The organism is Riemerella columbina, from assembly GCF_030517065.1.
Taxonomy (GTDB): Bacteria; Bacteroidota; Bacteroidia; order Flavobacteriales; family Weeksellaceae; genus Riemerella; species Riemerella columbina_A.
The window spans coordinates 1,516,997-1,542,741 of the sequence record NZ_CP103950.1; the positions used below are offsets into that span (position 1 = coordinate 1,516,997).

General features: G+C 40.8%; 23 protein-coding genes and 1 riboswitch. Of the genes, 7 read left to right on the top strand and 16 right to left on the bottom strand.

Annotated elements, in window-relative coordinates; genetic code table 11:
• Positions 1-17: 17 nt before the first annotated feature.
• The 4 genes from NYR17_RS07210 to NYR17_RS07225 form a co-directional block, all read right to left on the bottom strand.
• On the bottom strand, positions 18-3,566 hold the full coding sequence (locus tag NYR17_RS07210) for a gliding motility-associated C-terminal domain-containing protein (protein WP_302505046.1): 3,549 nt from the start codon (positions 3,564-3,566) through the stop codon (positions 18-20).
• 178 nt (positions 3,567-3,744) lie between these two features.
• Positions 3,745-4,317: a hypothetical protein gene (locus tag NYR17_RS07215; RefSeq protein ID WP_302505047.1), complete on the bottom strand. Its 573-nt coding sequence runs from the start codon at positions 4,315-4,317 to the stop codon at positions 3,745-3,747.
• A 33-nt stretch (positions 4,318-4,350) separates the two neighbouring features.
• Positions 4,351-6,681 (bottom strand): TonB-dependent receptor, encoded by a 2,331-nt coding sequence (locus NYR17_RS07220; RefSeq protein ID WP_302505048.1) that lies wholly within the window; start codon positions 6,679-6,681, stop codon positions 4,351-4,353.
• 112 nt (positions 6,682-6,793) lie between these two features.
• A complete protein-coding gene (locus tag NYR17_RS07225; protein ID WP_302505049.1) occupies positions 6,794-7,147 on the bottom strand; it encodes a hypothetical protein in 354 nt (117 codons plus the stop codon).
• 181 nt (positions 7,148-7,328) lie between these two features.
• Here NYR17_RS07225 and mtgA point away from each other — a divergent pair, with 181 nt between their 5' ends.
• Positions 7,329-7,973 carry a monofunctional biosynthetic peptidoglycan transglycosylase gene (gene mtgA, locus NYR17_RS07230; RefSeq protein WP_302505050.1) on the top strand — a complete coding sequence of 215 codons (645 nt, stop codon included), beginning with the start codon at positions 7,329-7,331 and terminating at the stop codon, positions 7,971-7,973.
• A 4-nt stretch (positions 7,974-7,977) separates the two neighbouring features.
• Positions 7,978-10,038, top strand: a complete 2,061-nt coding sequence (locus tag NYR17_RS07235) for a recombinase (protein WP_302505051.1) — start codon at positions 7,978-7,980, stop codon at positions 10,036-10,038.
• Here NYR17_RS07235 and NYR17_RS07240 read toward each other — a convergent pair.
• From NYR17_RS07240 to holA, 6 genes are read right to left on the bottom strand one after another with little or no spacing between them, the layout of a single operon-like run.
• Entirely contained in the window at positions 10,016-10,303 is a 288-nt protein-coding gene (locus NYR17_RS07240) for a hypothetical protein (RefSeq protein WP_302505052.1), read from the bottom strand. The genes NYR17_RS07235 and NYR17_RS07240 overlap by 23 nt on opposite strands.
• Before the next feature lie 31 nt (positions 10,304-10,334).
• On the bottom strand, positions 10,335-10,679 hold the full coding sequence (gene arsC, locus NYR17_RS07245; protein WP_302505053.1) for an arsenate reductase (glutaredoxin): 345 nt from the start codon (positions 10,677-10,679) through the stop codon (positions 10,335-10,337).
• 11 nt (positions 10,680-10,690) lie between these two features.
• Entirely contained in the window at positions 10,691-11,305 is a 615-nt protein-coding gene (locus tag NYR17_RS07250) for a deoxynucleoside kinase (protein WP_302505054.1), read from the bottom strand.
• 27 nt (positions 11,306-11,332) lie between these two features.
• On the bottom strand, positions 11,333-12,094 hold the full coding sequence (locus NYR17_RS07255; protein WP_302505055.1) for a hypothetical protein: 762 nt from the start codon (positions 12,092-12,094) through the stop codon (positions 11,333-11,335).
• A gap of 6 nt (positions 12,095-12,100) precedes the next feature.
• On the bottom strand, positions 12,101-13,123 hold the full coding sequence (locus NYR17_RS07260) for a glutaminyl-peptide cyclotransferase (protein WP_302505056.1): 1,023 nt from the start codon (positions 13,121-13,123) through the stop codon (positions 12,101-12,103).
• Positions 13,124-13,178: 55 nt separating this feature from the next.
• Entirely contained in the window at positions 13,179-14,216 is a 1,038-nt protein-coding gene (gene holA / locus NYR17_RS07265; protein ID WP_302505057.1) for a DNA polymerase III subunit delta, read from the bottom strand.
• 4 nt (positions 14,217-14,220) lie between these two features.
• Between holA and NYR17_RS07270 the strand changes: the two genes are divergently transcribed.
• Positions 14,221-14,673 carry a type I restriction enzyme HsdR N-terminal domain-containing protein gene (locus tag NYR17_RS07270; RefSeq protein WP_302505058.1) on the top strand — a complete coding sequence of 151 codons (453 nt, stop codon included), beginning with the start codon at positions 14,221-14,223 and terminating at the stop codon, positions 14,671-14,673.
• Positions 14,674-14,676: 3 nt separating this feature from the next.
• Here NYR17_RS07270 and NYR17_RS07275 read toward each other — a convergent pair whose 3' ends face one another.
• The 3 genes from NYR17_RS07275 to NYR17_RS07285 all read right to left on the bottom strand — a co-directional run bounded on the left by NYR17_RS07275 (position 14,677) and on the right by NYR17_RS07285 (position 16,928).
• Positions 14,677-15,156 (bottom strand): cytidine deaminase, encoded by a 480-nt coding sequence (locus tag NYR17_RS07275; protein WP_302505059.1) that lies wholly within the window; start codon positions 15,154-15,156, stop codon positions 14,677-14,679.
• A gap of 74 nt (positions 15,157-15,230) precedes the next feature.
• Positions 15,231-16,559, bottom strand: coding sequence for a helix-hairpin-helix domain-containing protein (locus tag NYR17_RS07280; RefSeq protein WP_302505060.1), 1,329 nt, complete (start codon positions 16,557-16,559; stop codon positions 15,231-15,233).
• Positions 16,560-16,580: 21 nt separating this feature from the next.
• On the bottom strand, positions 16,581-16,928 hold the full coding sequence (locus NYR17_RS07285) for a MerR family transcriptional regulator (protein ID WP_302505061.1): 348 nt from the start codon (positions 16,926-16,928) through the stop codon (positions 16,581-16,583).
• Between the two features lie 69 nt (positions 16,929-16,997).
• Positions 16,998-17,211: riboswitch (cobalamin riboswitch) on the top strand.
• A 34-nt stretch (positions 17,212-17,245) separates the two neighbouring features.
• Here NYR17_RS07285 and NYR17_RS07290 point away from each other — a divergent pair.
• Together NYR17_RS07290 and NYR17_RS07295 are read left to right on the top strand one after the other, a co-directional pair.
• Complete coding sequence (locus NYR17_RS07290) at positions 17,246-19,066, top strand: TonB-dependent receptor (RefSeq protein WP_302505062.1); 1,821 nt, start codon at positions 17,246-17,248, stop codon at positions 19,064-19,066.
• A gap of 11 nt (positions 19,067-19,077) precedes the next feature.
• Positions 19,078-20,139, top strand: a complete 1,062-nt coding sequence (locus NYR17_RS07295) for a YncE family protein (RefSeq protein ID WP_302505063.1) — start codon at positions 19,078-19,080, stop codon at positions 20,137-20,139.
• Positions 20,140-20,313: 174 nt separating this feature from the next.
• On the opposite strand, the gene NYR17_RS07300 is transcribed toward NYR17_RS07295, so the two are convergent.
• A complete protein-coding gene (locus NYR17_RS07300) occupies positions 20,314-21,237 on the bottom strand; it encodes a YihY/virulence factor BrkB family protein (protein ID WP_302505064.1) in 924 nt (307 codons plus the stop codon).
• A 58-nt stretch (positions 21,238-21,295) separates the two neighbouring features.
• Between NYR17_RS07300 and NYR17_RS07305 the strand changes: the two genes are divergently transcribed.
• Both NYR17_RS07305 and NYR17_RS07310 read left to right on the top strand, forming a co-directional pair.
• On the top strand, positions 21,296-21,769 hold the full coding sequence (locus NYR17_RS07305; RefSeq protein ID WP_302505065.1) for a 23S rRNA (pseudouridine(1915)-N(3))-methyltransferase RlmH: 474 nt from the start codon (positions 21,296-21,298) through the stop codon (positions 21,767-21,769).
• A 21-nt stretch (positions 21,770-21,790) separates the two neighbouring features.
• Positions 21,791-22,309 (top strand): nitroreductase family protein, encoded by a 519-nt coding sequence (locus NYR17_RS07310; protein WP_302505066.1) that lies wholly within the window; start codon positions 21,791-21,793, stop codon positions 22,307-22,309.
• A gap of 390 nt (positions 22,310-22,699) precedes the next feature.
• On the opposite strand, the gene NYR17_RS07315 is transcribed toward NYR17_RS07310, so the two are convergent.
• Positions 22,700-24,841 (bottom strand): M3 family metallopeptidase, encoded by a 2,142-nt coding sequence (locus tag NYR17_RS07315; protein WP_302505067.1) that lies wholly within the window; start codon positions 24,839-24,841, stop codon positions 22,700-22,702.
• A 543-nt stretch (positions 24,842-25,384) separates the two neighbouring features.
• Positions 25,385-25,558 carry a hypothetical protein gene (locus NYR17_RS07320; RefSeq protein WP_302505068.1) on the bottom strand — a complete coding sequence of 58 codons (174 nt, stop codon included), beginning with the start codon at positions 25,556-25,558 and terminating at the stop codon, positions 25,385-25,387.
• Positions 25,559-25,745 lie beyond the last annotated feature (187 nt).

The window sequence follows — 25,745 nt, forward strand, 5'->3', positions numbered from 1 at the left end:
TTTTTTTAGTTTTATTTCTATTGATTTTTAAGTAAAATCCAACCTTGTTTGGTTTCGTGGCGCTGGGTGGCAGGATCTAACCATTTTACCACATACCAATAGGTGGCTGATGGCAATACGCGCCCAACTTTTTTGCCATCCCAAGCCAAAGGCTCCCCAGATTGCGCCGAGAACACGGTATCGCCATAGCGGTCGGTAATGGTAATTTGCACTTCCTGCATTTCCTCTAAATGTTCCACCACCCAAGTGTCATTTTTACCATCGCCATTCGGGGTAATCACATTGTTAAATTTAAGGAAATAAACCGTTTGTGGCGCACCCCAACATCCTGTCGCTGATTTCACTTGAATTTCGTACACCGAATCTTGCGGATGCCAAAGCGTAGAAGAAGCCTGTTCCACACCATTAAATGAGTAAGTATATGGCGGCGTGCCTCCCTCTGCGCTCACTTCTATTTTATCATCATCAGTGCTGATGCTGGTGATCTTCGGTTGTTGCTCATCTGACACGGTAAAAGTTTGCTCCATTTGGCAGCCATTTTGGCTCTGCACCTTTACTTTATAAGTTCCCCAAAGGATATGCTCATAATCCAAAGAAAGGCTTTGCCCTTGCTGCGTTTGCCCATCTGGCAGCATCCATTCGATTTGGGTAAAATCTTGAGCATTGGTAATTTCGGTATAAAGAGGCTCGCCGTAGCACGGTTTTTTATCCTCCACGCCGTAGATTTCTTGTGGTAAATTCACTTTAATATCAAACGAAAATGGCGTGCTACAGCGCTGCGGATTTCGTGCCACGCCATAAATGGTTTCCTCTAAATTAGTATTGAGGTAAGCCTCTGGCTGGGCGATCAACTGCGTGTGTGCTGCATCTCGGTAAAAGCTCAGTTCTGCCGAAGTGTCTGCCGTAATTTGGGGTTTCCAATCGAAGAGGTTGAAGGTTGTTTTGCCATCTAAATCCGTATCACATTGTTCAAAAACAGGAATAGCAGAATGAACTTCCGTTGAGCTATTTTGTTTAAAATCAACCTGTTGTAAAGCCGAAAGACAACCTGTATTTTTATCTTTAATGTAAAACTTCGCTTGGTAAGGTAGCGCAATCCAAGTCCAATCCGAGGACAATGGCGACATTTGCTCATCAAAAAAATCATAATCCTCAGGGCGGTTGGTGATGGCTTTTTTAAAGTCTTCCAGCGGATAAGAAGTGCCCTCGCAAACTAAAATTTCTTGCACGGCAGCCTGCGGCTGAGGGTGGTATTTTAAATCAAAAACCAGCACCTCTGAACAAGTGGAATTAAACGCCACCTTGAGGTACGGACGCTCGCCTAATATAGCGACATCATAGTTTTCAATCTGTGCCTCGGTAAGCGGTTGGTCTTGGCTATCATAATAGGAAACCCTTGGCGTAATGGCTGCATCTAAATTATCAAAAAATAATGCGATGTTGTCTTGTTTTAATCTAAACACCGTGTTGCCTGCACAATTGGTCAGCTCTATTTTTCGCTTTTTTAAATGCGGTTTTGAGTAAACTTTCACATCAATCGTTGGAAAATTTGACGCTACACAACCTTGGCGATTTTCTACTCTCGCATACAGGCGCGTTACTCCTCGCCCCGCTCTGAACGCCGATTTATTAACAGCATCAATACCTTGCTGGGCATTACTTAAAGATTGATAAAAACTAATCATCACCTCTGGATCAGGGTTAATCAGCGACTCGTATTGGGTTAAGTTAAAAGATTGATCACTGGCGCACTGTTGCAATTCAAATGGGTCGATACTCGGTTGGTTTGCCACCACTTCTGGGTAAAAACTCAACTTTAAATCTACGATGCTGGCACATGAAAAATCAGGATGATTGATTTTTACCTTTACAACTGGCGTTTGCGCTGGATTGATATACTGCAATGTTTGATAAGTCTGCCCACCATCTAACGAATAACTGAAATGATAGCCTCTGCCTCTCCATTTCACTTCAAAATCAGCCACTTCAAATGATGTCACCCCAAAACAAACCGACTTCTGCTCTACCCCACCTTGCTCTGGCAACGAAAGGTAAGAAATGCTGAAATTGGCTTCTGTAGCACACGCAGGCGTTACACCAGCATTGGTTTCCACCTTGATTTTAAAGGTTTTGGTTTCTCCAGATTTAATGGTTGCTGTGGAGGCTTCCGTGCCATCTGGTTGATAAAATTTAACGGTATAATTGGCGCCGTTAGGATAACTGACCACTTGAGCAAGCGTGAAGCTTTTCTCAGTTTTAAAATCCGTGTCGCATAGTTTAAAATCTTGATCCCTAAAGGTCATCGGCGGAATAATAGAATTGATGTTCACCTCCATTTCATTAGAGGTTACCGAACAGCCGCCATAGGTGGATTTTGCCTTCACGATGTATTTTCCATTGCCCACCGCTTGGGTCGTGCCAGTGCCTATCGGTTGCGCCTCTCCCACACGGTACCATTCATAAACCATATCGGTTTGAGGGACTACTATTTTTAACATTGCTGGATTTACGCAAGTGCCGTATTCTGGCGAGGCTATTTGTGGCGGATTAGCACTTAATTTCTTAAAATAATGTACATAATTTTTGGGAGTGCCCACTATATTTCCATTATGATCTTTAAAAACCACTTGGGCTTTTAAGGTTTCTTCATTCTGAATGGGCGTATAGTGGACTTCCGTTTGGTTTTGCCACGCAGAAACTGGGGTATCATTGAGCGACCATTCCACTTGTGGTGTCAGGTGCAAATCAGGGGTAAAACTGAACGCATCAGCGCCGTTGCTCTCCCAGTCTTGATTATTATGAACGGATTCCTCCACACGAAAAAGCGTTGCATCTTGGTTCTGAACGCCCAAAATGGCTTTCTGCCCTAAAGACTTTTTGACTTTGATCACAAAAGTATTGTCCTCAAACAAGACCACCTGCGCGCTAAATTGATCCGCATAGTTAGACTCGCCGTAGATAATTCCCGACCATGAAATGATTAATCCCCGCTTGCCATCATATTCGATAGAACCATAAGTAATATTGTTATAGTCGTAGTCATTATAATAATTGAAGTGCGTAAATCCTGCAAAAATTTGGGCAAAATCAAAAGTGGCGCTCGGATTGGTGCTATCCAATTGATTATAAATAATATTGGGGAGCGGATGATGGTCGGACTGGTGACCGTTATAAACTTGGTCTACATATTTCGCTTCGTGGAGATGCTCAAAATCAGTACCTTTACCGAAAATAAGGCGACCATTAGAGCTGACCACCACCTGAGAATATTCCTCACCGAAAAAGCTAAAATTAAAGCCGATATCAACGGGTTTACTAAAATGATTATTGCCTTGTTTATTAGAAAATGGCACCAAATGATGCCCATTAGAAGGTCTAAAATTAGAGATTTTGGTTATTCTATAATCGCCAGTGTTGGTCTCTTCATCGCTTAATTTTAAATGAAAACTCTCGCCATCACAAAAATAAATATGAGCGGGCAAGGGTGCATTTTGGTCTTGGTTAATGATTTGACCAAAAGCGATATACAACACAAAAACGAAATAAAAACTCAAGTATTTTTTCATCTTACAAAGTTGCAAAAAAAATACAGATTACCCAATTTTTTGTTCCACAAACCCTTGATGAATTAAAACCTCCGCCTCTCGGAATGAAATTGGTCAAAGTTCATTTGATTCTTAAAAATAAAAAAATCCGCCCCAAAAACGAGGCGGATCGCATCTTATCATCTGATGATGAAGGGTTTTATTTGGTTTTAACATCAAAGATGGCATCAATATCTTCTTCGCCACCTTTGGCTGTTCCCGCTTCATCGCCCTGAGCATCTGCCACGGTTACGGAAGCTGGTTTATGGTGAAGTATCACATTCACTTTTGCGCCTTTTTCTGGTGCCGAAACGACGGTCCATTGGGTTTTTAAACCGACTTTTGTTCCATCTTTTCTGGTGGTTTCCGCAAGGTCTGTGCGCTTCACTTTTACCTGAACATTAGCGAAACGGTAAGTGAAAAAGTGCTCTTCTTTTTCTTCAATAATTTCATCTGTTACATCGTGCGTATGGTCGCCGTGAGGCTCCGAAAGGGACAATTCCACATTATAAACCGCTCCATTTTTTAAGGTAATCAGTTGGTCTGCACCACCTGCCTTAAAAGTGGAAGTTTGCACTTCTGTGCTATCGGCTTGGTTGGTCAGTTTTACGGTAAGATATTGCACCTCATCGTGGTTGTGGATGTCCTCTGGTGCTTCATCATTTCTACAAGAGTTTAAAGCAAAAATGGTAATTAAAGATAAAGCGATTGGTTTTAAAAATGATAATTTCATAATTTTTTCTTGTTTTAATGTTAAATAATAATTTTAAAAATGATAGTTAAGGGTAAGAATCACATTTCGCCCCAAAGCATCGGAGAAAAACCTCAACCGGTTAAGGTAATCCCGATACGCGGTATTAAAGAAATTATTAACCCTCAGATTCAACTGTAGATTTTTAGTCCACGCCACACCAGCCACCACATTTAGCGTATGATAACCCGCTGGCGGGGTACTGATGTCCAGCCACTCCGTGTGTACGGTATTGTTCTCATAAACCTCGTAGGGCAGGGTTCTTATAGGAAATCTATGTTGTTTAAATATAATTAAATGTTCCGCTTGGATAGACCAAGGATTCTTCGTTTTAGATTGGTATTTCAATGTATTTTTAACCTGCAATGGCGGCATCAAAATCAAGGGTTCTCGGTGGGTTTCATCTTGCCCATAGACATAGCTTGCCGAAGCCAGCCACTGCCATTTTGGTGCGATGTTCCACTGCACCTCTGCATCTATCCCCAACATTTTCGCCTTGATTTGTTGGTATTTCCACACAGGGAAATTGCCTCTAATGGTACTCTCCACACCTGCGGGCGTTTGGTTGATGAAAGAGCCTGACCACAAGGCATAAGGATTGAGCCGAATTTGCCACGCTTTAAGATTAAAATCTAAACTGAGCTGCACTTGATAGGCGACCTCTTGCTGCAGTGACAAATCACCTTTTTCAATAATGGCAGCCGCGTGGTGCAGCCCATCAGCAAAGAGCTCTGCTGCATTGGGGCTTCGACTGTTGCGCATAATATTCAGCTTGGTTTTTAGCCCATCCGAAGCCTGATACGCCAACCCTAACGATGCTGACATATTATGAAACCCCAACTGTGGGCGCACCAATGTTTTCACACCGTTGCGCACAATTACCATCTGCGTATATTGTTGCTGAAACGGCTTCCAGTCTTGGTTAAGATAATATTTATAAGCATCATAAAAGTTGTAATCATAGCGTGCGCCTGCCTCCCATTGCCAAGATTTTAATTGGTATTTAAAGATAGCATACGCCCCAGCATCATATTTATGATAATCTGGAATCAGCCGAGAGCGCTCCGTTTTAGGGTCTGGGAAATTCACCTGAAAAGCCCCCACAAGCCCTGTTTGCAAATCCCAATTTTTCCTTTGTAAAAGGTGATCAAGCCTTAGGCTTTGCGTGGTGAGTAATAGATCTGTGGCAGGTTTAGCGTTATAAGCCCCCCTGCGAACATCATACTCGTACCTGTGGTTGTGCTGGTAGGCATATTCTGCATTCAGTTTTCCCCATTGCCCAAAACGATGATACCCCTCCACCTTGGCTATTTGATGGCTGACCTCCTGCTGAGGATTTTCAATTTTATAACCGAAATCTCCTGTATAGAAAGCCAAGCCGTGGTTAATAGCATCGGCAAAGTTCCTCGCATTGCTGATATGGGCGCCTTTATAAATTCCAAAATTTTGGTTCATATGGCTATAAGACGCGGCAATGCCGTACGCATATTCCTTCTTTTGAATAGAGAATTGAAACGCGTTTTCATCCATCCCCGTATTTTGCAAACTATAATGAGGCGTCTGCAAATCGCCCAACTTTTTAGCACTGCCTTGGGTATGCACCGCCCAGCCTGTATGCCAAACTTTAGCTATATCTGCATTGAGCGCCAGCCCCTTCCCATTGCTCACGCCCGACAAAGCTATTTTGCCTATCAGCGTGTCTTTTTTAGGATAATGCGCTGGCTCCAACAGCACCACACCGCCCATAGCATCGCCGCCATATTTAAGCACTGCGGTTCCTTTCAATACATCAATATGCTCGTAAGCATTGGCATCTATGCTCGGCGCGTGCTCTATGCCCCACTCCTGCTCTGCCATCTTTACCCCATTGTTCATCATCAATATTCTACTGCCATAAAGCCCATTGATCACAGGTTTAGCGATACGATTTCCTGTTTTCAAACTGCTCACGCCAGAAATTTCAGACAGAATATTGCCTAAATTTTCCGTTGTATTCTGCGCGATGGCTTCTTGGTTTAAAGTCTTGATGATGGCGGTACCTTTGTTTTTATGCAAAGCGTGGAACACCACCGTTTCTATCTCTTGGGTATGGTGCTCCAAGAAAATAGAAATCTGCAATGGCTGATTCAGCGCCACTTTTTTAACAAAAGGCTGACAATCAAAATGGGTGACCTTCAATTGGTAATCTCCAGATGGATACTCCAACTGAAACTCGCCGCGCTGATTGGTGGTCGCCACCTCTACGCCATTCAAACTAATGTGGGCATTGGATAATACCGTATTATCGTGTAAATCTCGCACCACGCCCGTAATACGAAACTGCTGGGCACCCAGGCTTATACTCAAAAATAGCCCTACCCATATCCAAAAAAATCTCATTGGAATAGTCAATATAAAATGTTAGAACCCATTGCTCTACCCGCTGTAGAACAATAATTATCAAAATAAAATGGTGAATTTAAGATAAAAAAGGCGGGGCTCTAAGAGAGAAATAAATAGGCTCTGACACCCAAACAGACAGCGACATCTTAGCAAAACCTTCAGAGAACGCCTCAAAATATTGAGGCTTAACCTCCAATTTTTCTGGCACCAAAGAATACGCTGCACCAAAGAAATGACACACCAAACAATCATCAGCGGAAACTGTGGTTTTAGATTTAAAACTCGCCTTAGACCATACTTTATGGTAAGGGTCATCTAAGTTTGGGGCGTCTTTATGCTGGTGCAGAACCGATAACAACAACAAAAACAGCACATACCACGCTGAAAGAACAGCGCTAAGCGTTTTTTGATATGGTCTGGTTTTGATCATTAGGACAAAGATACAAAAATCCACCAAACCATAAAGAAAAAAGCCTGCTTTATCTCCAAAAACCGATAAAAATTTCTATCTTAGACCGAAAAATCTACGCCACTACCGCTTATTTTAATTTGAAATAAGGCAGTTTGATAATTATCTTTATTTTTGCAGAGATTATCTCAAGTTAAAATATATGTTTAAACTGATTAAAAAAATCATCGGAGCACTCATCATCATCAACATTCTATTGCTGATTGGTGGGCGTTTTTTCAATCCTATCATCACGATCACGCAACTGGATGGACTACTGACTTATCATCAACTTAAGCGAGATTATATCCCGTTTGATGAAATGGGAGACGCCATAAAAAAGGCGGTGATCGCTTCGGAAGATCAAAATTTTTATCAACATAACGGCTTTGATTTTAAAGCCATCCAAAGGGCTATCAAGCATAACAACCAAGCCAAAACCGTACAAGGCGGCAGCACCATCTCCCAGCAAACTGCCAAAAATCTATTCCTTTGGAATGGTAGAAGCTGGTTCAGAAAGGGTTTAGAGGCGATTTACACCTTCATTATTGAAAAAATTTGGAGTAAAGATATTATTTTGGAACGCTACCTCAACTCCATTGAAATGGGGCAAGGCGTGTTTGGCATAGAGGCGGCAGCGCAATATTACTTTAATAAAGAAGCGAAAAACCTTACCAAAAGCGAAGCCGCATGGATTGCCACTATCCTGCCTAACCCTAAAAAATACGATCCGCACCACCCCACACCTTATCTCAAAAGAAAGCACCAGTGGGTGATGCAGCAAATGAACCATATCTCTTTAAAATAGAACCATGCACCTTTTTAAAAAACATCATGTAGAAACTTTGGAATCCTTGCTCCAAAAGTATTTTACCTTTCAAAACGAAACAGCCTCGCCAGAGCCTTTGGCAGAGTTATTTGAGGCAACACGGCGGCTTGGTTTCGCTTCTTTATTAGAGATTTTGGAACTTCACCCTGAGTATCAAGCACATCTTGCCCATTACATCAAAAATGTGTTTAAGGGTAAAAAAATAGAACTCTCCCTAACCGAAGCTAATATTCTCTCGGAAAATTCCTTCTTCCCAGAGTTAAAAAAAAGGGTGATTGCCAAAATATTACCAGCCGTGGAAGATGAAAATTCCGTTTCTTTCATCATAGAAAAAGTCTTGCTCAACTCTAAGAAAAATTTTGAGTTTTTACTCTATATCTCTGACCAAGACTGGCAACGGTTCTTTGATTTAATGGGACTTTCCACGCTGATTTCTAATCAACAAGTTAAAAATAGTTTATTGCTCTCCATCAATATTTTGGTGTGGCGTGCTATCGGAAATGCTTTAGATGTAGATGTTTTAAAAATGGCGCCAGAATATAAAGATTTTGACAATCCTTTCATTGCCTTACAAAACGAAATGGACTATTTGGTGGAATATTATCAGAAAAACCCTAATCTACAACTTTCATCTAAAGAGGAACATTATAAGCAAGCCAAAATTTACCTTAAACAATGTTTGGAATTCATCAACCTTGCGTTTAAAAACACTTCCAAATACGGGATTTCCAGTAAAACCAACCAATCTTTAATGAAGATTCGGCAACAATTGGTGCGTATTTCTGAGATTTTACCACTCCTAACTATTGACGATGATGAGGACGAACGCAAAAAATCTATCATGCTGATTAAGAACATTTTACGATATAAATCCCACCGTAACAACTTCCGAGAATTGTTTGCAGAAAGTACTTTGCAAATTTCGCATTTGATTACCTCACATACGGCGCAAACAGGGAGCCACTACATTGCGCTGAATACTCAGCAATACCTCAATATGCTCTGGAAAGCGGCAGGCGGCGGCGTGATTGTCGGCTTTCTCTGCATGCTCAAAATGCTCTACAGTTACAGCAATGGCAGCGAGTTTACCCACGCGTTTATGTACTCGTTCAACTACGCGATGGGCTTTATTTTGATTTACCTTTTGCACTACACACTGGCGACCAAACAGCCTGCAATGACCGCCACCACGATGGCGAAGGTGCTTTCTGAAGATAAAAATACCACGAAAAATTATGTGGAATTTGCCCATTTGGTGGCGAAATTATTTAGAACGCAATTTATTGCATTCGTGGGGAATGTGGCTCTGGCGTTCCCTGTGGCTCTACTGATTGTTTACGGTTTAGATGTTTTATTTTCTCAAAACTTAGCCATAGACAAAGCCGATAAACTCCTGCTCGACCTCAATCCTTGGGAATCTAAAGCCATTTTGCACGCTTGTATTGCTGGGGTGTTTTTATTTTTTTCCGGGATTATTGCGGGAAATATTGCCAATAATTCAAGGTTTTATCAAATTCCTGAGCGTTTAGCCAAAAGCCCTTATCTTAATCGTGCTTTTGGGGCAAGAATTTCGCGCAATATTTCTATTTTCTACGCTAAAAATTGGGCTGGGATTATCTCCAACCTTTGGTTCGGTATTTTTATGGGTGCCACGGCGCCTATTGGGCATTTTTTAGGTTTAGATTTAGATATTCGGCACATTACCTTTGCGGCTGGCAATTTCGCGCTGGGGCTTTATGGTAAAGGCTTTGAGGTGTCTAATATGGTCTTTTGGACGAGTTTTGTCACCGTGTTTATCATCGGATTTTTTAACTTTATTGTCAGCTTTGGCTTGTCTATGTCGCTGGCGTTCCGCTCACGGAAAATTAACTTTGGCGAGGTCAGCCTGATTTATCGCGAAATCTTCCGTTCATTTGCTAAAAATCCGATTAAATTCTTCTTTCCGATTAAGTCAGATTTAGACCAAACGGCACATCAAATGATAAAAGAAGGCATCGGTAACGAGGAAAAGGAGAAAACACCTATAAAAAAGATAAATCTTTAATCTGGTTTTCTCCGATGGTATTTTGGAATTTTTGTAAAAAGAAGGATTTTTTTAGGGAAAATTCATGTTTAAGGAGCGGTGAGTTCATCCGAATAAAAAGATGTTGATTTTTTAAATCTACCGATGTAATCGCGCTAAAATAAGGCTCTCCCAAATAATCTTCTAAAAAATCTTTAATCTGCAAAGCCAATAATTTTTCCTCAAAACCAAATTTTTTGGCAAAGGTTTTCACCAAGTCTGAGGATTGGTATTGTCTTTTTTTCATTAGATTTTTTGTGTATTCAATCGTTTTTTTATTAAAGTATCGCTTCTATATTTTCTAATGGACGACCTATGGCAGCTTTACCATTTTTAACTACAATAGGACGCTGGATCAGGCGCGGGTGCTCTATCATCGCTTGTAGATAATCTTCTTCTTGCATTGATTTTTCACCATAGAGGTCTTTAAAAAATGCATCAGATTTCCTAATCAACTCCGAGGGCTTCATTTTAAGCAAAGTTAAAACCTCCTCCAATTGTTCACGCGTCACACCATCTTTTAACAAATTCACAATAGTTAAATCTTCTTTTTGTTCATTTAGAAATTCTAAGGCACATCTGGATTTAGAACACCTGTTGTTATGATATAATACCGTTTTCATTTTTTCAATTTTTAGAATAAACCATTGATTTCCGCATCTATACGCTCCAAAATCAACCCAAAATCTTCGGGTTTTTCTACAAAATCTAAATCATCAACTTCAATGATGAGTAGTTTGCCTTCTTTATAGTTTTTAATCCAGTTTTCGTATTTATTATTGAGTTTAGAGAGATAATCTATGCTGATTTCCGCTTCATAATCACGCCCTCTTTTGTAGATTTGTCCCACCAATTTGGGCACAGAGGCACGGAGGTAAATCAGTAAATCTGGTGCAGAAACAAAACTTTTCATCAAGTCAAAAAGGGCTGAATAATTTTGATAATCTCTATCGCTCAGCAATTGCATTTCATTCAAATTTTCGGCGAAAATATGAGCATCTTCATAAATGGTACGGTCTTGAATAATATTCTTCCCACTCTCTCGGATTTCCTTAACCTGCCGAAAACGGCTCCCCAAGAAATAAATCTGAAGCGCAAAAGACCACTTAGACATATCGTGGTAGAAATCATCTAAATACGGATTGTGATCCACATCTTCAAACTGAGCTTCCCACTGATAATGTTTGGCAAGCATAGTGGTTAGGGTGGTTTTGCCAGCCCCAATATTTCCTGTTACTGCAATATGCATACTGAATTATTTTTATGTTGATAAAAATTAAAACGAGGTGTAAAGATAGACTTTGTTTCCTATCACTGCCAAATATCCGCTGTAATTTTTTTCCACAATACGGGCTTTGGATGGGTTAAATTTGAACTGCAATGCCCCATCGACCAGTTCATAAACGGCTGTATTCGTGAGGATAAACAAGCGCTGACCTTCCCTTTTGATTTTTTTTGCTCCTGCAATGGCTATCGTGGTTTTATCCCCTATCTGCATATCATATTGAACGAGGCGATCCGCCGTTAAACAATACAAAACCGAACCCATAACCATAAACTCCTGAACATCAGCGATATCAATTGGTAAAACTATGGAGTTCAAGACTTTACCTTCTCTATAATCGTAATAAATCAAAGTTTTATCGGTGATATTGAGCAGCCACGCCGTTCTTAAATTTTGCACTGCCACTGCCTTAATATAGCCCAAATCTGACGGCACCTTAAACCGCTGAATTTCATTCAAGTTTTGGTCTACAATCCTTAATTCTTGCGCCGCTTCCGAAAATAAAAACACATTGAGCGGATTCTGAATCGGCTGAATTTTAAAGGGATACACGAGCATCAATCGCCCTTGTTCTTCCCCTTTAGCATTGAGTTTCGTCAGGCTAAAATCGGCTTGTTCATAGAGGTAAACATTCTGATAATCATCATAATACACCTCATCAATACGCTCTACCCAAAGGCTATCCACGGGGACATAAGTTTGCGCCTTTCCACCGATACAACAGAACAAAATAAAACCCAATAACGCTCTCAACGGAAATTATTTAATTTCTACTTCGTAAATTTTATCCCAATTTTTGCCCGTTACCAGCATATGGTCGCCCTTGAATGCGATGCCATTGAGCACATCATCTTCGCCAGTGGTATGTTTTTTTGCCAATTCCGAAAAGTCAAATTTAGCAACCACCTCGCCATTTTTAGGGTTGATTTTCAGTATAATAGGTTTTTGCCAAACATTAGCATAGATAAAGCCTTGGTGGTACTCTAACTCGTTCAGGCGGTCATAAGCTTGGTCGTGCCCAGCCACCGCAACAAAACGCACCACCTCGGAAGGGTTTTTAGGATTGAGGAAATACAAATTTTTAGAACCATCTGACACGATGAGATTTTGCCCATCATAAGTGATCCCCCAACCCTCGCCAATAATGCCTGGATAAGGGAATTCTTCTAATAATTTCAAGGAATTTTTATCGTAGATAAAGCCTTTTTTATTCTGCCAAGTGAGTTGATAAATCTTATCCCCCACAATGGTCGCTCCCTCCGAAAACACCTCATCAGGCTGTGCCACTGCCACTGTCGCCTTAGTGGTTCCCAATGGATATTTTATCATCCGAGAGTGTCCATTTTGCCCATCGCTTTCGTAAATGGTATTGCCTTCCAACTGAAAACCTTGCACAAAATTATTGGCATCGTGCGGATATTCCGCCACAATGGTATAATTGAGGTCTTTCTCGGGTTGCTTAGCATAGACATTGATGGTGGCATCTTGGGTCAGCGCTTCGCCGCCTTTGGTTTTGATGATAAAAGTCACATTATTATCACCCAAAGTGAAATATTGCGGATTGATTGTCAAATCCGAAGTCTCTTGGTCGCCAAAACTAATGCGCACTTGTTCTGCATTTTTCGTCACCTCTTCTGGTAGTTTTATGGCATCTCCAAAATGATAACCTGAGCTCTCCATAAAGATATTATAGTCGTTCAGAGCATTGAGGAGGTCTTTATCCTGATGACAAGCTCCCAACAATACCAAAGCCAAAATGGCGGTCATAATTTTCTTTTGCATAATTCAATAATTTTTAAAATATAAGGCAAAATATTTTATTTTTCTTAATTTGATTTTACAGCTTTACTTTCACCTTATCTACATTGATGATTTTATAAACCATTTCTTTTAAAAGTTGGGCATCCGTCATATTCACAGCGCCTAAACCTTTGCTTTTCATATCAAACTCGCGGAGGATAGAAATAATTCTGGTGGCGTGTTTTAAGGAATAAACTCTGGCTGCCGCTTCATAATCTTTTATAAAAAACGGATTGACACCCATGGCTGTCGCTATATTATTCGGCGCTTGTCCTTTCATCGTGTGGTATAAAATAATATTGGAAAAGAAAGAATACAAACTCCCCAACATTACCACCAAAGGATTAGATTTCGGATTTTTACCGATGTAATAAGCGATTTTCATCGCTTGAGCGGCATTTTTAGCACCCAACGCCTTCTGAAGTTCAAAAATATTATAATCCTTGCTGATGCCAATATGTTGCTCCACCACAGCGCTGGTAATCTGTTCGCCTGGTTTTAAAACCAATTTTAACTTATTGATTTCGTTGGAAATTCGGGATAGATCATTCCCCAAATACTCTGCCAAGAGCGTTGCAATATTCGGTTCCGCCTTTAAACCTGCTTTAGAAATTTCCTCTTGAATAAACTGCGGCAAGTGCCAATCTTTAACCTTTTCGCTCAAAAAGAGCATTTTATTTTTAGACAGCGTCTTTGTGAATTTTTTTCTGGCATCTGCCTTTTTATGCTTATGAGCAATCACCAAAATAGTGCTGGGAACGGGATTCTCCACATAATGTTCCAGCGCTTTAGAATCGGCTTCCGTCAGTCTGATGTCTTGTGCTTCTTTAATGATAATCAGCTGTTTATCTCCCATCATTGGGAATTGCTTGGCTAAAGACAACACCTCCGCGTACGAGGTATCTTTGCCATAAACCACCGTTTGGTTAAACGCCTTCTCATCTTCCGTTAACACCTCGTTTTCCAGGTGCTTTACCGCTTCATCTATGAAAAAAGGCTCCTCGCCGTGAAAGAAATAGATAGGCAGAAATGTTTTATTTTTTATATTTTTGAGGATTATTTCTAAGTCTTTCATACCGATGCAAGTTACAAAACTAAATTTTAAAGAAACCTATCATTTTCAATTTAAACAGGACAAAGATACATTTTTTATTTACGATATACTACGAAAATCTTGGTTGGTGCTCACGCCAGAAGAATGGGTTAGACAGCATTGGATTCATTATTTCCGAACGACCAAAGGTTACCATAATTCCGCCATCATCGCTGAGCAAAAAATACCCCTCAACCAAACCACCAAGCGCATAGATTTGCTGATCACAGAAAAAACACAACCCAAAATTCTCATTGAGTGCAAAGCACCCTCCGTGCTCCTTACAGAAGAGGTTTTTGAGCAAATTGCCCGCTACAATAGCATTATCCAAGCCCCCGAAATTATTCTCAGCAATGGGCTTCATCATATTTTTGCTAAGTATAAAAATGGGTATTACGCTTTCTACGACCCTCAAAATTCACCCTACGCCGATTTATAAAACTTATAAAAACGACTGATCAAAAGAAAACGGCAATAAATCTCTGATACACTGCGTTTTATAAATCTCACCGGACAATGAAGCGAAATAAATTTCTATCGGTTCATTTTGTTTCGCTTCGTATTCTAAAATACTTTGTCGGCACGCGCCACACGGCGGAATAGCCACGGAAGTAATGGCTTCTTTGGGTGCTCCTATCACGAATAATTTTTTCATTTTCACATTCGGATAGTTGGCAGAAGCCCAATAAATAGTGGTTCTTTCCGCACAAAGCCCCGAAGGATACGCCGCATTTTCCTGATTGCTACCCGTTATAATTTCGCCATTTTCTAACCATACCGCACAGCCCACCAAAAACTCAGAATAAGGCGCATAAGCCTTTTCTCTCGCGGCATAGGCGGCTTCATAAAGTTGCTTTTCTATGGCATCTAACGCCTCTACATTTTCAAAAACTTCAAAGGCGATTTGTAATGATTTTTGCATTTTTAATCTTAAAATAAGAATGTGTAAAATTAAAGTTTTTTTCTGATATAAACAAGCCCAACCGCCTGCCAACCCTACTCTAAATAGAGTTTCATTTTTGCCCAATCTTCAGGTTTGGGGTTGAGCATTTTTAAAATTTTAGCCTCATCCGTGTAGGTAATTCGGTAGAAGATGATTCTATCCGCATAGCGTTTAAAATAAGGATGTCGCTTCAGCCAAGCCTCTGGCGCCGTTGTCAATCGGTATTTTTTGATTTTAGCCGTTTCCAAAGGTGCCACTTCTAAAAGTTGCCGTGCCAAACTCTCCTCCACACCATAAATTTCTAAAACTTGATTTTTATGAACAAAACCGCCCAAACCGCTTCTAAACGCCACATAGCGCTGGGCGATTTTAGGGCTGAAACCGAAAATTTGCAATTGCTCAGCACTGATGTCGTTCAGGTCTATTTTGGAAAAATCCAATCGAGGACGCTCTGGCTCTGGAGCTTTCTGCTGCGCTGTTTGCTGGCTCTCCGAAAGCTGGATATAAGGTTGCAATTCTAAAAATTTCTCTTCAGAAATCACAAAGCAATTTTTAATTTCTTCCAAAGTTTTAAAGCGCCCTTTGAGCTTCGTTTCTTTATATTTGATAATGACAGCGGTTTGTTTTTCCGAAAATCCTAATTTCTGCCAACCCTCTTGGTCAAGTGCATTAGGGTCAAAATTAGCGTATTGAATTTTTGACTTCTGTGGTGATGAAGCCTGATGACGAGGCTCTTCAGGTGCTTGCTCTGGCAACAAAAGATAAGGCTCAAGTTGGGCATAATGCTCGGAACTTAGCGTATAGCAAGCTTTTAGCTGAGCTTTGCTCAAAAAACGCCCACCGAGGTAATGTTGATATTTAATAATAGACTGCGCTTGCTTGGGGCTCAAGCCTAATTTCACCCAATCCGCCTCGCTATAATCATTCGGGTTGAATGAGCGATGGATTTTTAAGCGATAACCTTGTTGGTTCGGCATTTTGCGAGAATAGGTCGGCGTAGTGGCGGTTTCTGGCAACAATATATAAGGCGCTAAAGTTTCAAATTTTTCTGGAGAAATAGCGTAACATTTTGCCAACTGCGCTTTGGAAACAAAAGTACCTCCCACCACATTTTTATACTTGATAATCGTCTGTGCTTGCCGTAGTGAAAAACCTAAACGCTCCCAACCTTTTTGGTCTAAATCATTCGGGTTAAAACCAGTAAGTAACGGTATATCAGTAGGTTTTTTTTCAAACGAAAGTTCTGGCAACGCCTCGTGGTGCTGGCTCCGCCAAACATAAAATAAAACCTGACCGATGACAACCAAAACGCCCACCGCGATCCATACTCTTATTTGCGTTTTGTACTGTTGAAAAAAAAGTTGTGATATTGGGCGTCTCATCGTCAAGGGGTTTAATGGTTTCTAATACACCTCATCTTTATCGAGCAAAGAGGCTTTGAGTTTGAGCAACTCGGCTTTTACATACTCTAAACGGTCTATCATTTGCACCGTATCGCCCACTTTTTCGTTGGTAGAGAGGGCTATTCTGGCACCGTCTAAGGTGTAACCTTTCTCCTTCACCAAGTGGTAAATCATCTTGAGGTGCTTGATGTCTTCTGGCGTAAAATAGCGGTTGCCTTTTTTATTTTTTTTCGGTTTAATGATGGGAAATTCCTTCTCCCAATAGCGGATTAGAGAGGTATTGACATCAAATGCTTTTGCCACTTCTCCTATGGAATAATACAGCTTTTCGGGTAGGTTGATTTTCATTGGATTAAGAAATAAGGACAAAGATAAGCATTCATTTTTAATATTGATTTTATTTCCTCAAAAAAAAGATTATATTTGCAAAACTTTGGTTTTAGATTGAAACCTTCTAAATGAAAAGGGAATGGAGTGCAAACCTCCAGCTGTCCCCGCAACTGTAAATCATCAACGCTGGCGTCACCGTGCATCAGACTTGTTTTTTGCTGATACGCCATTGCTCTATCAGGAGTGAGAAGGCAGTAAAAAAGATGAAAGCCAGGAGACCTGCCAGAGCCTTAATGTTAATATTAAAAAACTTTCGGAGGAAAAGGCTTTTAAGTATGAAGAAATTTATCCGCATCATCAGTTTAATTCTGATTTATCCATTAAGCGCCCAAGAGCAAACCACCAATATAGACACGGTGGCGATTCGCATTCTTGCGCCACAAAGCACCGCCATAGGGCATCAAGTTATCAAAATAAAGCCTAAAAATTCTGCCGTATTCCTCTCCGAAGCTTTACAAAAAGCGGCTGGCGTAGCGGTGAGAGATTATGGCTTTGGGCAGTTGAGTTCTATCTCCGTTAAAGGGCTTTCTGCGTCTCAAAATTTATTCCTTTGGGAAGGTATTCCGTTGAATTCCAGCCTGAATGGACAGGTAGATGCCAATATCATTTCGCCTTATACCACCAATACGATGACTTACCGTAGTGGCGCTGGGAGTAGCCATTTTGGCAGTGGTGCTCTGGGTGGCGTTTTCTCTATGGACTATCAACCCCTATGGCAGCCACACACACAAATTACGATGAACCAAGGTATCGGCAGTTTTGGGCTGAGCCGCCACGGCATACAGGTAGAGCACGGCAATCAGCAATGGAGCATCAGCGCTGGCACGCACTACCTACGCTCCAATAACGAATTTGATTTTGAAGACACTTGGGGCAAAAAATACCGCACCGAAGATGCTGGTTTTGATATTGTGGATCTGTACCTCAATACCGCATACGCCCTCAATGCCAAGCACCAACTTACTTTTAACCTTTGGAACCAATGGGCGGATAGAAATGTAGGCGCCACCGAGGCTCGCCCCAAAGCGGAGCAACGGCAATATGACCAAAACCAACGCTATCAACTCTCGTGGCTCTACCGCCACCAAGCGTTTAAGCACCAATTGCAATCTGCCTATACTTCGGAGTTTTTTGATTTTAGGCTCTCGCCGCAATCGCCGCAGTCTATCAGTTTTGCTGAAAATTATTTCCTAAACTATTACGCCGAATGGCAACGCCAAAATTTCGGATTGAAGGCAGGGCTACAATCACGACTGACCACAGGCGGTGGCGATAACCTCAGCACAGAGCCTTTGCGGGAACTTCACTCGTTTCTGAACTACCAACAGCGTTTAGGCGCTTTGAGCATCAGTGCGAATTTAAGAGGTTCGTTTTCTTCAAAATTTACAATACCGCTGACCTATGATGTTGGAGCACAGTGGCATTTTAACCCCAAATGGAGCGCCCGTGCATCGTATGCGACTTCCTACCGAACGCCTACTTTTAACGATTTGTATTGGAAACAAGGCGGTAACCCTCAACTGAAACCTGAGCAAGGCAAAATGGGAGAAATCGGCATCGTAGCCAATCTGGCGAAAGCCTTTCAGCTGGACCTTTCTGCTTACTACGGCGAGGTTAAAGATTGGATTTTATGGTATCCTAACGCTTTAGGCTTTTGGACACCCACCAATTTAGATTTTGTTACCACCCAAGGCGGCACTTTGCGAAGCCTCCACTCCTTCCAATGGGGGGCAATGAAAATCAACTTTAGTAATACCGTAGCCTATACCGATACGCACAATCAAAGGACTGGGCACCCTCTACTCTACACTCCAAAATGGAATTATAACAATAGCTTAAGCCTCAAAAGAAAGCACCTCGCGCTGGAGGTGACGCATTTCTATACCAGCAAGAGATCCACCGACAATAATGGTTCTTATTTTTTGCCAGCTTACCACCTTTGGAATACCAACTTGAGCCACACTGCCGCTTTAGGGCGAATGCGCTATACACTAAGTTTGAGCGTGAAGAATTTATTGAACCAACATTATAACACAATGCAGGGCTATCCTATGCCAGGCAGACAGTATTTACTTAACTTAACAACTATTTTTTAAATCTTGATATTATGAGAAAATTTTTAAGCATTTTAGCCACCGCTACGCTATTGGTAGCGTGTAACAGAGATGGAGAAGTCTACACGCCAAAAGGCAATTACGAAAGTGGGTTTTTAATCCTTAATGAAGGTAATTTCGGGCATAACAATGGCAGCCTTACCTACACTTCTTACCAGTTTACAAACACACAAAATAATGTTTATCAATCGGTTAACAATGAAATATTAGGTGATACACCACAATCTGCCTACCGCCATGGTAATGATCTATACATCGTGGTCAATTATAGCAACAAAGTGGTTAAAGTCAACCGCTTTACTTTGAAAAAAGAAGCGGAAACTTCAGTAGAATTGAGCAACCCAAGGTATGCTACCGTTGCCAGCGGTAAAGTTTTTGTAACCAATTGGGGGAATGGTTTTAACGCCGATGATGATTTCATTGCCGTGTTAGACCCTGTTACGCTGAAAGAAGAAACCCGCATTAAAACAGATTTCGGCGTAGAAAAGATTTTCAACTTTAATAATAAAGTCTACGCCTTGCTCCAAGGGGCTTATGGGCATAATAATAAGGTGGCGGTGATTAACCCGATTACCAACACCGTGGAAAAATATCTGACCGTAGGCTACAACCCGAACGGCTTTGTGGTGGAAAACGACCGCGTGCTGATTTCTTGTGGCGGTATGTGGGACTATTCGCTATGGCCAGACCCGCAAACCGTAGATGGCAGTTTGTGGGCGCTCAATACCCAAGGTACCGAAAAGCTCTCCGATTGGGCAGATACCACACCTGACCATAAAGAAAAAATCAGCGATATTACAAAAGTTGACCGTTTTTATTTCTTCTTGATGGATGGCAAACTCCACAAAGTGGCAGCAGGTGCTAATTTCTTAACGCAGTCAGAAAAAATATCAGATGTTAATTTCTACTCCATTAGTCAGCTGAGCAACCTTTTTGTGGTGGGCTTAGATGCTAAAGATTACCAATCTGATGGCGAAGCGTATTTCTTCCGCACCAATGGAAGCTTAGAGAAAACCACAACCACAGGTATCACTCCTAATAGCATTGTGGAATAATCCAACGGATTTTTTTAATCATCAATCCTCCTTGTTCTAAAGAATGGGAAGATTTTTTATGTTTTAAAATCGGTATAAAAACGATATAGAACAGAAAAATTAGAAAACCATCAAATCTCTATTTTTTCTCGCATTTTGGTATTCAGTCGGTAAAACTAACCATTGGAAAATGCATCACGCTTTTTCTTCCAAACCGATGATTTTTTCTCGCCTCACCTTATCGATGGAAAGATTAAGTTCATTGCCAAAGAGAATCAGCACAATGTTAAGATTGACCCAAATCATCACCAAAATAATACTGCCAATAGAGCCATAAAGCACATTATATTTGGCAAAATTGGTCATATAAAATACAAAGCCATAAGTGGTCAGCACAAAGAGCACCGTGGTCAAAATAGCCCCTGGAATCGCATATTTCCATTGTTTAATCTTCACACAACCCACCCAATAAAACAACACCAAAAGCACAAAGTAAAACAGCGGAAAAGAGATAAACCCAATAATCTGCGAGAGGTTACTCACCAGCCAACTCATATCGTACTGAGGCTTAAAGAGTTTCAGCACCACCTCGGAATAATAAATCCCAAAAATAGACAACAAAATCAGCGCTACAAAAACCACCGTAACCGCCAAAGAAATGGCATATTCCTTAATAAAACCACGCTTAGAATCGGTATTTTCATTAAACCCATTGATGAGCGAATAAGTGCCATTGGTCGCAAAAACCAACGCAAAAAGAATAGTCACCTTGCTCAAACTCTCCATATTGGGGATAATGCTGTCTTGGATATACCCCGATACATCGCTCTGCATATGAGCAGGGAGGATGTTGGGCATCAGCACTTCAAAAATATAAAATTGCAACTTGTCATAATGCGGCATATACGGCAGAATAGAGAGCAAAAACAAAATAAAAGGAAACAAACTCAGAAAAAAGCTCCACGAGATGCTGGACGCCTGTTTAATCACTTGGTTTTTAAACAATCCTTGACCATAGATTTCAAACATCTTCCAAAGCGAAATCCCTAAGAAAGGAATGTGGATGCTATCCAAATACCGATGAATTTTTATGATAAACGAAGGTAATTTCTTGGGCATATCTTATTATATTTGCAACACAAATATATTAAAAAATAATTAGCCCCTCTGCCAGACTATGCAACTCAAACTCATCTGCATCGGGAAAACCGACCAAAAAGAGATCCAACAACTGATGCTGTATTATCAGAAAAGATTGCCCAAGCACTTTAATTTTGAGATGCTGGAACTCCCTGATATTAAGCACCAAAAGCAACACACACCCGCGCTCATCAAAAAGGAAGAAGCCAAATTATTCCTCAACCAAATAGAGCCCACAGACCACCTTATTTTATTAGATGAAAAAGGGAAACAGTACACCAGTCGGCTTTTTGCAGAGAAAATCAACCAACTGATGCTCACCTCCGTGAAGCGAATTATTTTCCTCATTGGTGGTGCCTACGGCTTTTCCGATGAAATTTATCAACGGGCACAGGAGAAATTTGCCCTCTCCCAGCTCACTTTTACCCACCAAATGGTGCGGCTCTTTTTCATTGAGCAACTCTACCGTGCCGACCAAATTTTGCAAGGCAAACCTTACCATAACGATTAACCCACTAACCCCAAAACCACGATGAACACAGAAGCAAAAACCCTCAAAAACCTGATAGAACGCCGCAGAAGCCTCTACCCAAAAGACTACGCCCCTACGCCTATCGCCCCTGAAATTTTAGCCGATATTATGGAAGTGGCGAGCCTCGCTCCCAATCATAAAAAGACCAAGCCGTGGCGTTTTCATCTGTTTCAAAATGAAGAAAAAGCCCAGTTGGCAGAAGAAATGGCGACGCTCTACCAAACACATACCCCGCCAGAATTGTTCAAGGAGAAAAAATACCAAGATATACAGTTCAAAATCCGCCATTCTGGAGCGGTCATCAGCATTTCTGCAGCATTCAGTGGCAGTGTCCCCGAGTGGGAAGACCTCGCTGCAGTAGCTATGGGCGTGCAGAATATGTACCTGATGTGCACCGCCTACGGCTTAGGATGCTATTGGAGTAGCCCAATGTTTGCCGAACATCTATCTTCATTTTTATCTTTGGAGCCATCGGAGAAATGTTTGGGACTATTCTATATTGGGAATTTAGCGGAATAGTCATTCATTTTTTATAGCGATTGAGTTTTTAAACTCAGTCGTTTTTCTTTTGATTAGAAGTGAAAATGAACCTTAAATTTAAAGCATAATTAAAGCAACTTGTTGATGATCAAAATTCTCTTTATCTAACCTTAAAACGATACTTTTTTATCTTACCGCAACAAAAACAATGACTTAAACGATTTCCTGATGAATTTATATAGAAAAAATATTGTATTCTTTCACAGCATATATTTTAATCTATAACACCTCATCATCTTGATGATTTTTCATTTTTATTCAATGAATTGATAATACTAAGTCACCAAAGAATACAATTAGAAAAAGGATATAAAAAACTTTCGGCGGGGCTTCGCCCCGCCGAAAGTAAAAAATTAAAAGTCTCCCTCTCTATTTCACAAACCCTTTATCCTTCAACAAAGGCTTCAAGTCTGGGGTTCGTCCTGTGAAATCTTTAAACGCTTGGTTCAGATCCACCGTGTTGCCCACCGAGAGGATATATTTTCTGAAACGGTCGCCATTTTCGCGCGTCATACCGCCGTGGTGCTGTATCCAATCCCACGCATCGGAGTTGAGCATATCGCTCCACATATACGCATAATAGCCCGCCGAATAGCCGCCGCCCCAAATGTGTGCAAAGTACGGCGAGTGATATCTCGGCGGCACCTGAGGCACCAAAAGTCCATATTTTTTAAGGGCTGATTGCTCAAATTCCAACGCTGGCAATAATTGCGAATCCGCTGTTACCGAATGCCACGCCATATCCAAAGTCGCTGCCGCCACAAGCTCTGTAGTCGCATAACCTTGGTTGAAAGTCGCTGCCTTTTTGATTTTATCGATCAACGCCTGTGGCATCGGTTGTTTGGTTTGATAGTGCAGTGCATAATTCTTCAACACTTCGGGCTCCAACGCAAAAAACTCATTGATTTGCGACGGAAATTCCACAAAATCTCGAGGTACATTAGTCCCCGAAAGACTCACATATTGCTGGCTCGCAAACAGTCCGTGTAGTGTATGTCCAAACTCGTGAAACATCGTGGTCACATCATCATAACTGATCAGCGAAGGCTTTCCTGGTGCAGGTTTCTGATAATTGAAAACATTCACAATCACTGGTTTTTGCCCCTGTTGATAGGATTGTTCCACAAAATTGCTCATCCACGCCCCGCCATTTTTATTGTTGCGCGTGTAGAAATCCAAATAATACAACGCCATTGATTTCCCATCGCGGTCAAACACCTCATACGCCACCACATCTGGGTGATACACAGGCAGATCCTTTCGCTCTTTGAAGGTGATACCGTAGAATTTTTCCGCCGCATAGAACACACCTTTTTCCAACACGGTGGTCACCTCAAAATACGGTTTAATCTCGTTTTCATCGAGGTCATACTTGGCTTTTCGCACCTGTTCGGCGTAGAAATTCCAGTCCCAAGGTGCCAATTCAAATCCACCTTTTTGGGCATCTATCAATTGCTGAATTTCTGCCGCTTCTCTGTGAGCCGTTTCTACAGCGGGTTTCGCCAATTGTGCCAATAGATTGAGGGCAGCCTCTGGTTTTTTTGCCATTTGGTCTTGAAGTTTCCACTCGGCATAAGATTTTTTGCCTAATAGTTGGGCTTTTTTCAAGCGAAGTCTCGCCAATTTTTCCAAAGTCGCTCGGGTGTCGTCGGCATTGCCTTTTTCCGCTCTAAACCACGACGCTTTGAATAGTTTTTCACGCGTATCTCTATTTTTAAGATTCTGAAGTAGAGGCTGTTGCGTGGTATTAAGCAAGGTCAAAAGATACTTACCTTCGTGCCCTGCCTCTTTGGCATCTTGTGCCGCTGCCGCAATCTGATCTTCCGTAAGTCCGTCGAGGGCTTTTACATCATCAATGAGCAAAGCACCGTTTTTGCGCGCATCTAATAATTTGTTGGAAAACACGGTAGATAGCGTTGCCAATTCAGAGTTAATTTGCTTTAATTCAGCCTTTTGAGCATCGGAAAGATTTGCCCCTGCGATGTCAAAATTTTGCTTATAATATTCCACCAAGCGCTGACTTTCAGCATCTAACGCACCTCTATTTTCATAGACTTTCTGAATGCGTTGGTAGAGTTTTGCATTGAGGAAAATCTGGTCAGAATGCGCCGAAAAAACAGGAGCATATTCCTGTTGCAAATCCTGCAAAGTCTGGTTGGTATTAGCACTCGTGAGGTTGTAGAAAAGACTTTGAGCTCTTTTTAGCACCTCGCCGCTGTTTTCCAATGCCAGCACGGTATTTTCAAAAGTCGGTGCTTCGGCATTATTGGCAATTTGCTCAATTTCAGATGATTGCACCTTTAATCCATACTCAAAAGCGGGTTTAAAATCTGCATCTTTAATTTTATCAAATTCTGGAGCAAAATACTGCAAAGTACTTTTTTTAAGAAAAGGATTGCCCGCCGGCACGGGGATTTCCGAAGATTGGGTTTGTGTTTTGTTCATCGTAGTACAAGCCACCACCGATAGCCCCGCAGAAGCCAACAGTAGTGAAGATTTAATCGTTTTCATTAGATTTCTAAATTTTAAAAGGTAAAGATAATAAAATTTTGGTAAAATGGAGGCAGCCTCTGGATAAAAAGCTTTATTTTTTATTTGTTCTCTCAATATAACTGATAAAAAAGCCTAAAATAGACTTATCTATTTTGATTTTTAGTAAATATAAGGTAAAATATCGCCTTTATTTACATTTTTTAGGAGAGAAACACTCCGCTATGTGATTAGATATTTTTAATTTCAGATTTAGCGACTGAAGAAATAACTTTAACAGCTATTTTTAACGGAAAGATTTTCTATATCATTTTCAGCGGCAGAGATTTCGTAGGTCAGCCGATGCTATTTGTTGATTTTTCTATGCCAAGTTTCTATATCAAAACGATTCGTTTTTACTCACTTCAATTGTTTTAGCTTCCCAGTATCTACACGAAGATTTTCTTTACTAAAATCTTTTGCCCTGATTTTTTATGCATTTAAATGCCTTTAATCGCATCATTTGTATAAATGATTTTATAATTCATACCGCAAATAAATCCTTTTCTTGTTGAGGTGAGAGAGCTACTTTTTCACTTTTTTAGAGTTTTCAAGCATTATTTCATATTCCTCTTTACTCATTTTGGCAGGGTCTTTTTCCTCAACTTTGATGGATTTTGCTTTGAATTTCTTCAATAATGCCTCCAACAAAGGAATGTCCTTTGTATTGACTTCGGCTTGTATAATGGCTGTGCTCATATCTTTTTTCTTACAAAGATATAATTTTTTGAAGTTCCACTTCTATATTTCAATCAAAAAATTAGACTTTTTTCTGATTTTGAATTGAGCCCTCCCGCTTTCATAAATGATATTTATCATTGTTTATTATTTGTAAACATTCTAAATTAAAACTAACTTTGCCTCGTTTTAGTTTTTTGGAGAAAAT

Excerpts from the sequence above, each read along its gene's own strand:
- NYR17_RS07210 (WP_302505046.1), bottom strand. The coding sequence starts at position 3,566 with ATGAAAAAATACTTGAGTTTTTATTTCGTTTTTGTGTTGTATATCGCT.
- NYR17_RS07215 (WP_302505047.1), bottom strand. The coding sequence starts at position 4,317 with ATGAAATTATCATTTTTAAAACCAATCGCTTTATCTTTAATTACCATT.
- NYR17_RS07225 (WP_302505049.1), bottom strand. The coding sequence starts at position 7,147 with ATGATCAAAACCAGACCATATCAAAAAACGCTTAGCGCTGTTCTTTCA.
- mtgA (WP_302505050.1), top strand. The coding sequence starts at position 7,329 with ATGTTTAAACTGATTAAAAAAATCATCGGAGCACTCATCATCATCAAC.
- NYR17_RS07235 (WP_302505051.1), top strand. The coding sequence starts at position 7,978 with ATGCACCTTTTTAAAAAACATCATGTAGAAACTTTGGAATCCTTGCTC.
- NYR17_RS07240 (WP_302505052.1), bottom strand. The coding sequence starts at position 10,303 with ATGAAAAAAAGACAATACCAATCCTCAGACTTGGTGAAAACCTTTGCC.
- arsC (WP_302505053.1), bottom strand. The coding sequence starts at position 10,679 with ATGAAAACGGTATTATATCATAACAACAGGTGTTCTAAATCCAGATGT.
- NYR17_RS07250 (WP_302505054.1), bottom strand. The coding sequence starts at position 11,305 with ATGCATATTGCAGTAACAGGAAATATTGGGGCTGGCAAAACCACCCTA.
- NYR17_RS07260 (WP_302505056.1), bottom strand. The coding sequence starts at position 13,123 with ATGCAAAAGAAAATTATGACCGCCATTTTGGCTTTGGTATTGTTGGGA.
- holA (WP_302505057.1), bottom strand. The coding sequence starts at position 14,216 with ATGAAAGACTTAGAAATAATCCTCAAAAATATAAAAAATAAAACATTT.
- NYR17_RS07270 (WP_302505058.1), top strand. The coding sequence starts at position 14,221 with ATGCAAGTTACAAAACTAAATTTTAAAGAAACCTATCATTTTCAATTT.
- NYR17_RS07275 (WP_302505059.1), bottom strand. The coding sequence starts at position 15,156 with ATGCAAAAATCATTACAAATCGCCTTTGAAGTTTTTGAAAATGTAGAG.
- NYR17_RS07280 (WP_302505060.1), bottom strand. The coding sequence starts at position 16,559 with ATGAGACGCCCAATATCACAACTTTTTTTTCAACAGTACAAAACGCAA.
- NYR17_RS07285 (WP_302505061.1), bottom strand. The coding sequence starts at position 16,928 with ATGAAAATCAACCTACCCGAAAAGCTGTATTATTCCATAGGAGAAGTG.
- NYR17_RS07290 (WP_302505062.1), top strand. The coding sequence starts at position 17,246 with ATGAAGAAATTTATCCGCATCATCAGTTTAATTCTGATTTATCCATTA.
- NYR17_RS07295 (WP_302505063.1), top strand. The coding sequence starts at position 19,078 with ATGAGAAAATTTTTAAGCATTTTAGCCACCGCTACGCTATTGGTAGCG.
- NYR17_RS07300 (WP_302505064.1), bottom strand. The coding sequence starts at position 21,237 with ATGCCCAAGAAATTACCTTCGTTTATCATAAAAATTCATCGGTATTTG.
- NYR17_RS07305 (WP_302505065.1), top strand. The coding sequence starts at position 21,296 with ATGCAACTCAAACTCATCTGCATCGGGAAAACCGACCAAAAAGAGATC.
- NYR17_RS07310 (WP_302505066.1), top strand. The coding sequence starts at position 21,791 with ATGAACACAGAAGCAAAAACCCTCAAAAACCTGATAGAACGCCGCAGA.
- NYR17_RS07315 (WP_302505067.1), bottom strand. The coding sequence starts at position 24,841 with ATGAAAACGATTAAATCTTCACTACTGTTGGCTTCTGCGGGGCTATCG.
- NYR17_RS07320 (WP_302505068.1), bottom strand. The coding sequence starts at position 25,558 with ATGAGCACAGCCATTATACAAGCCGAAGTCAATACAAAGGACATTCCT.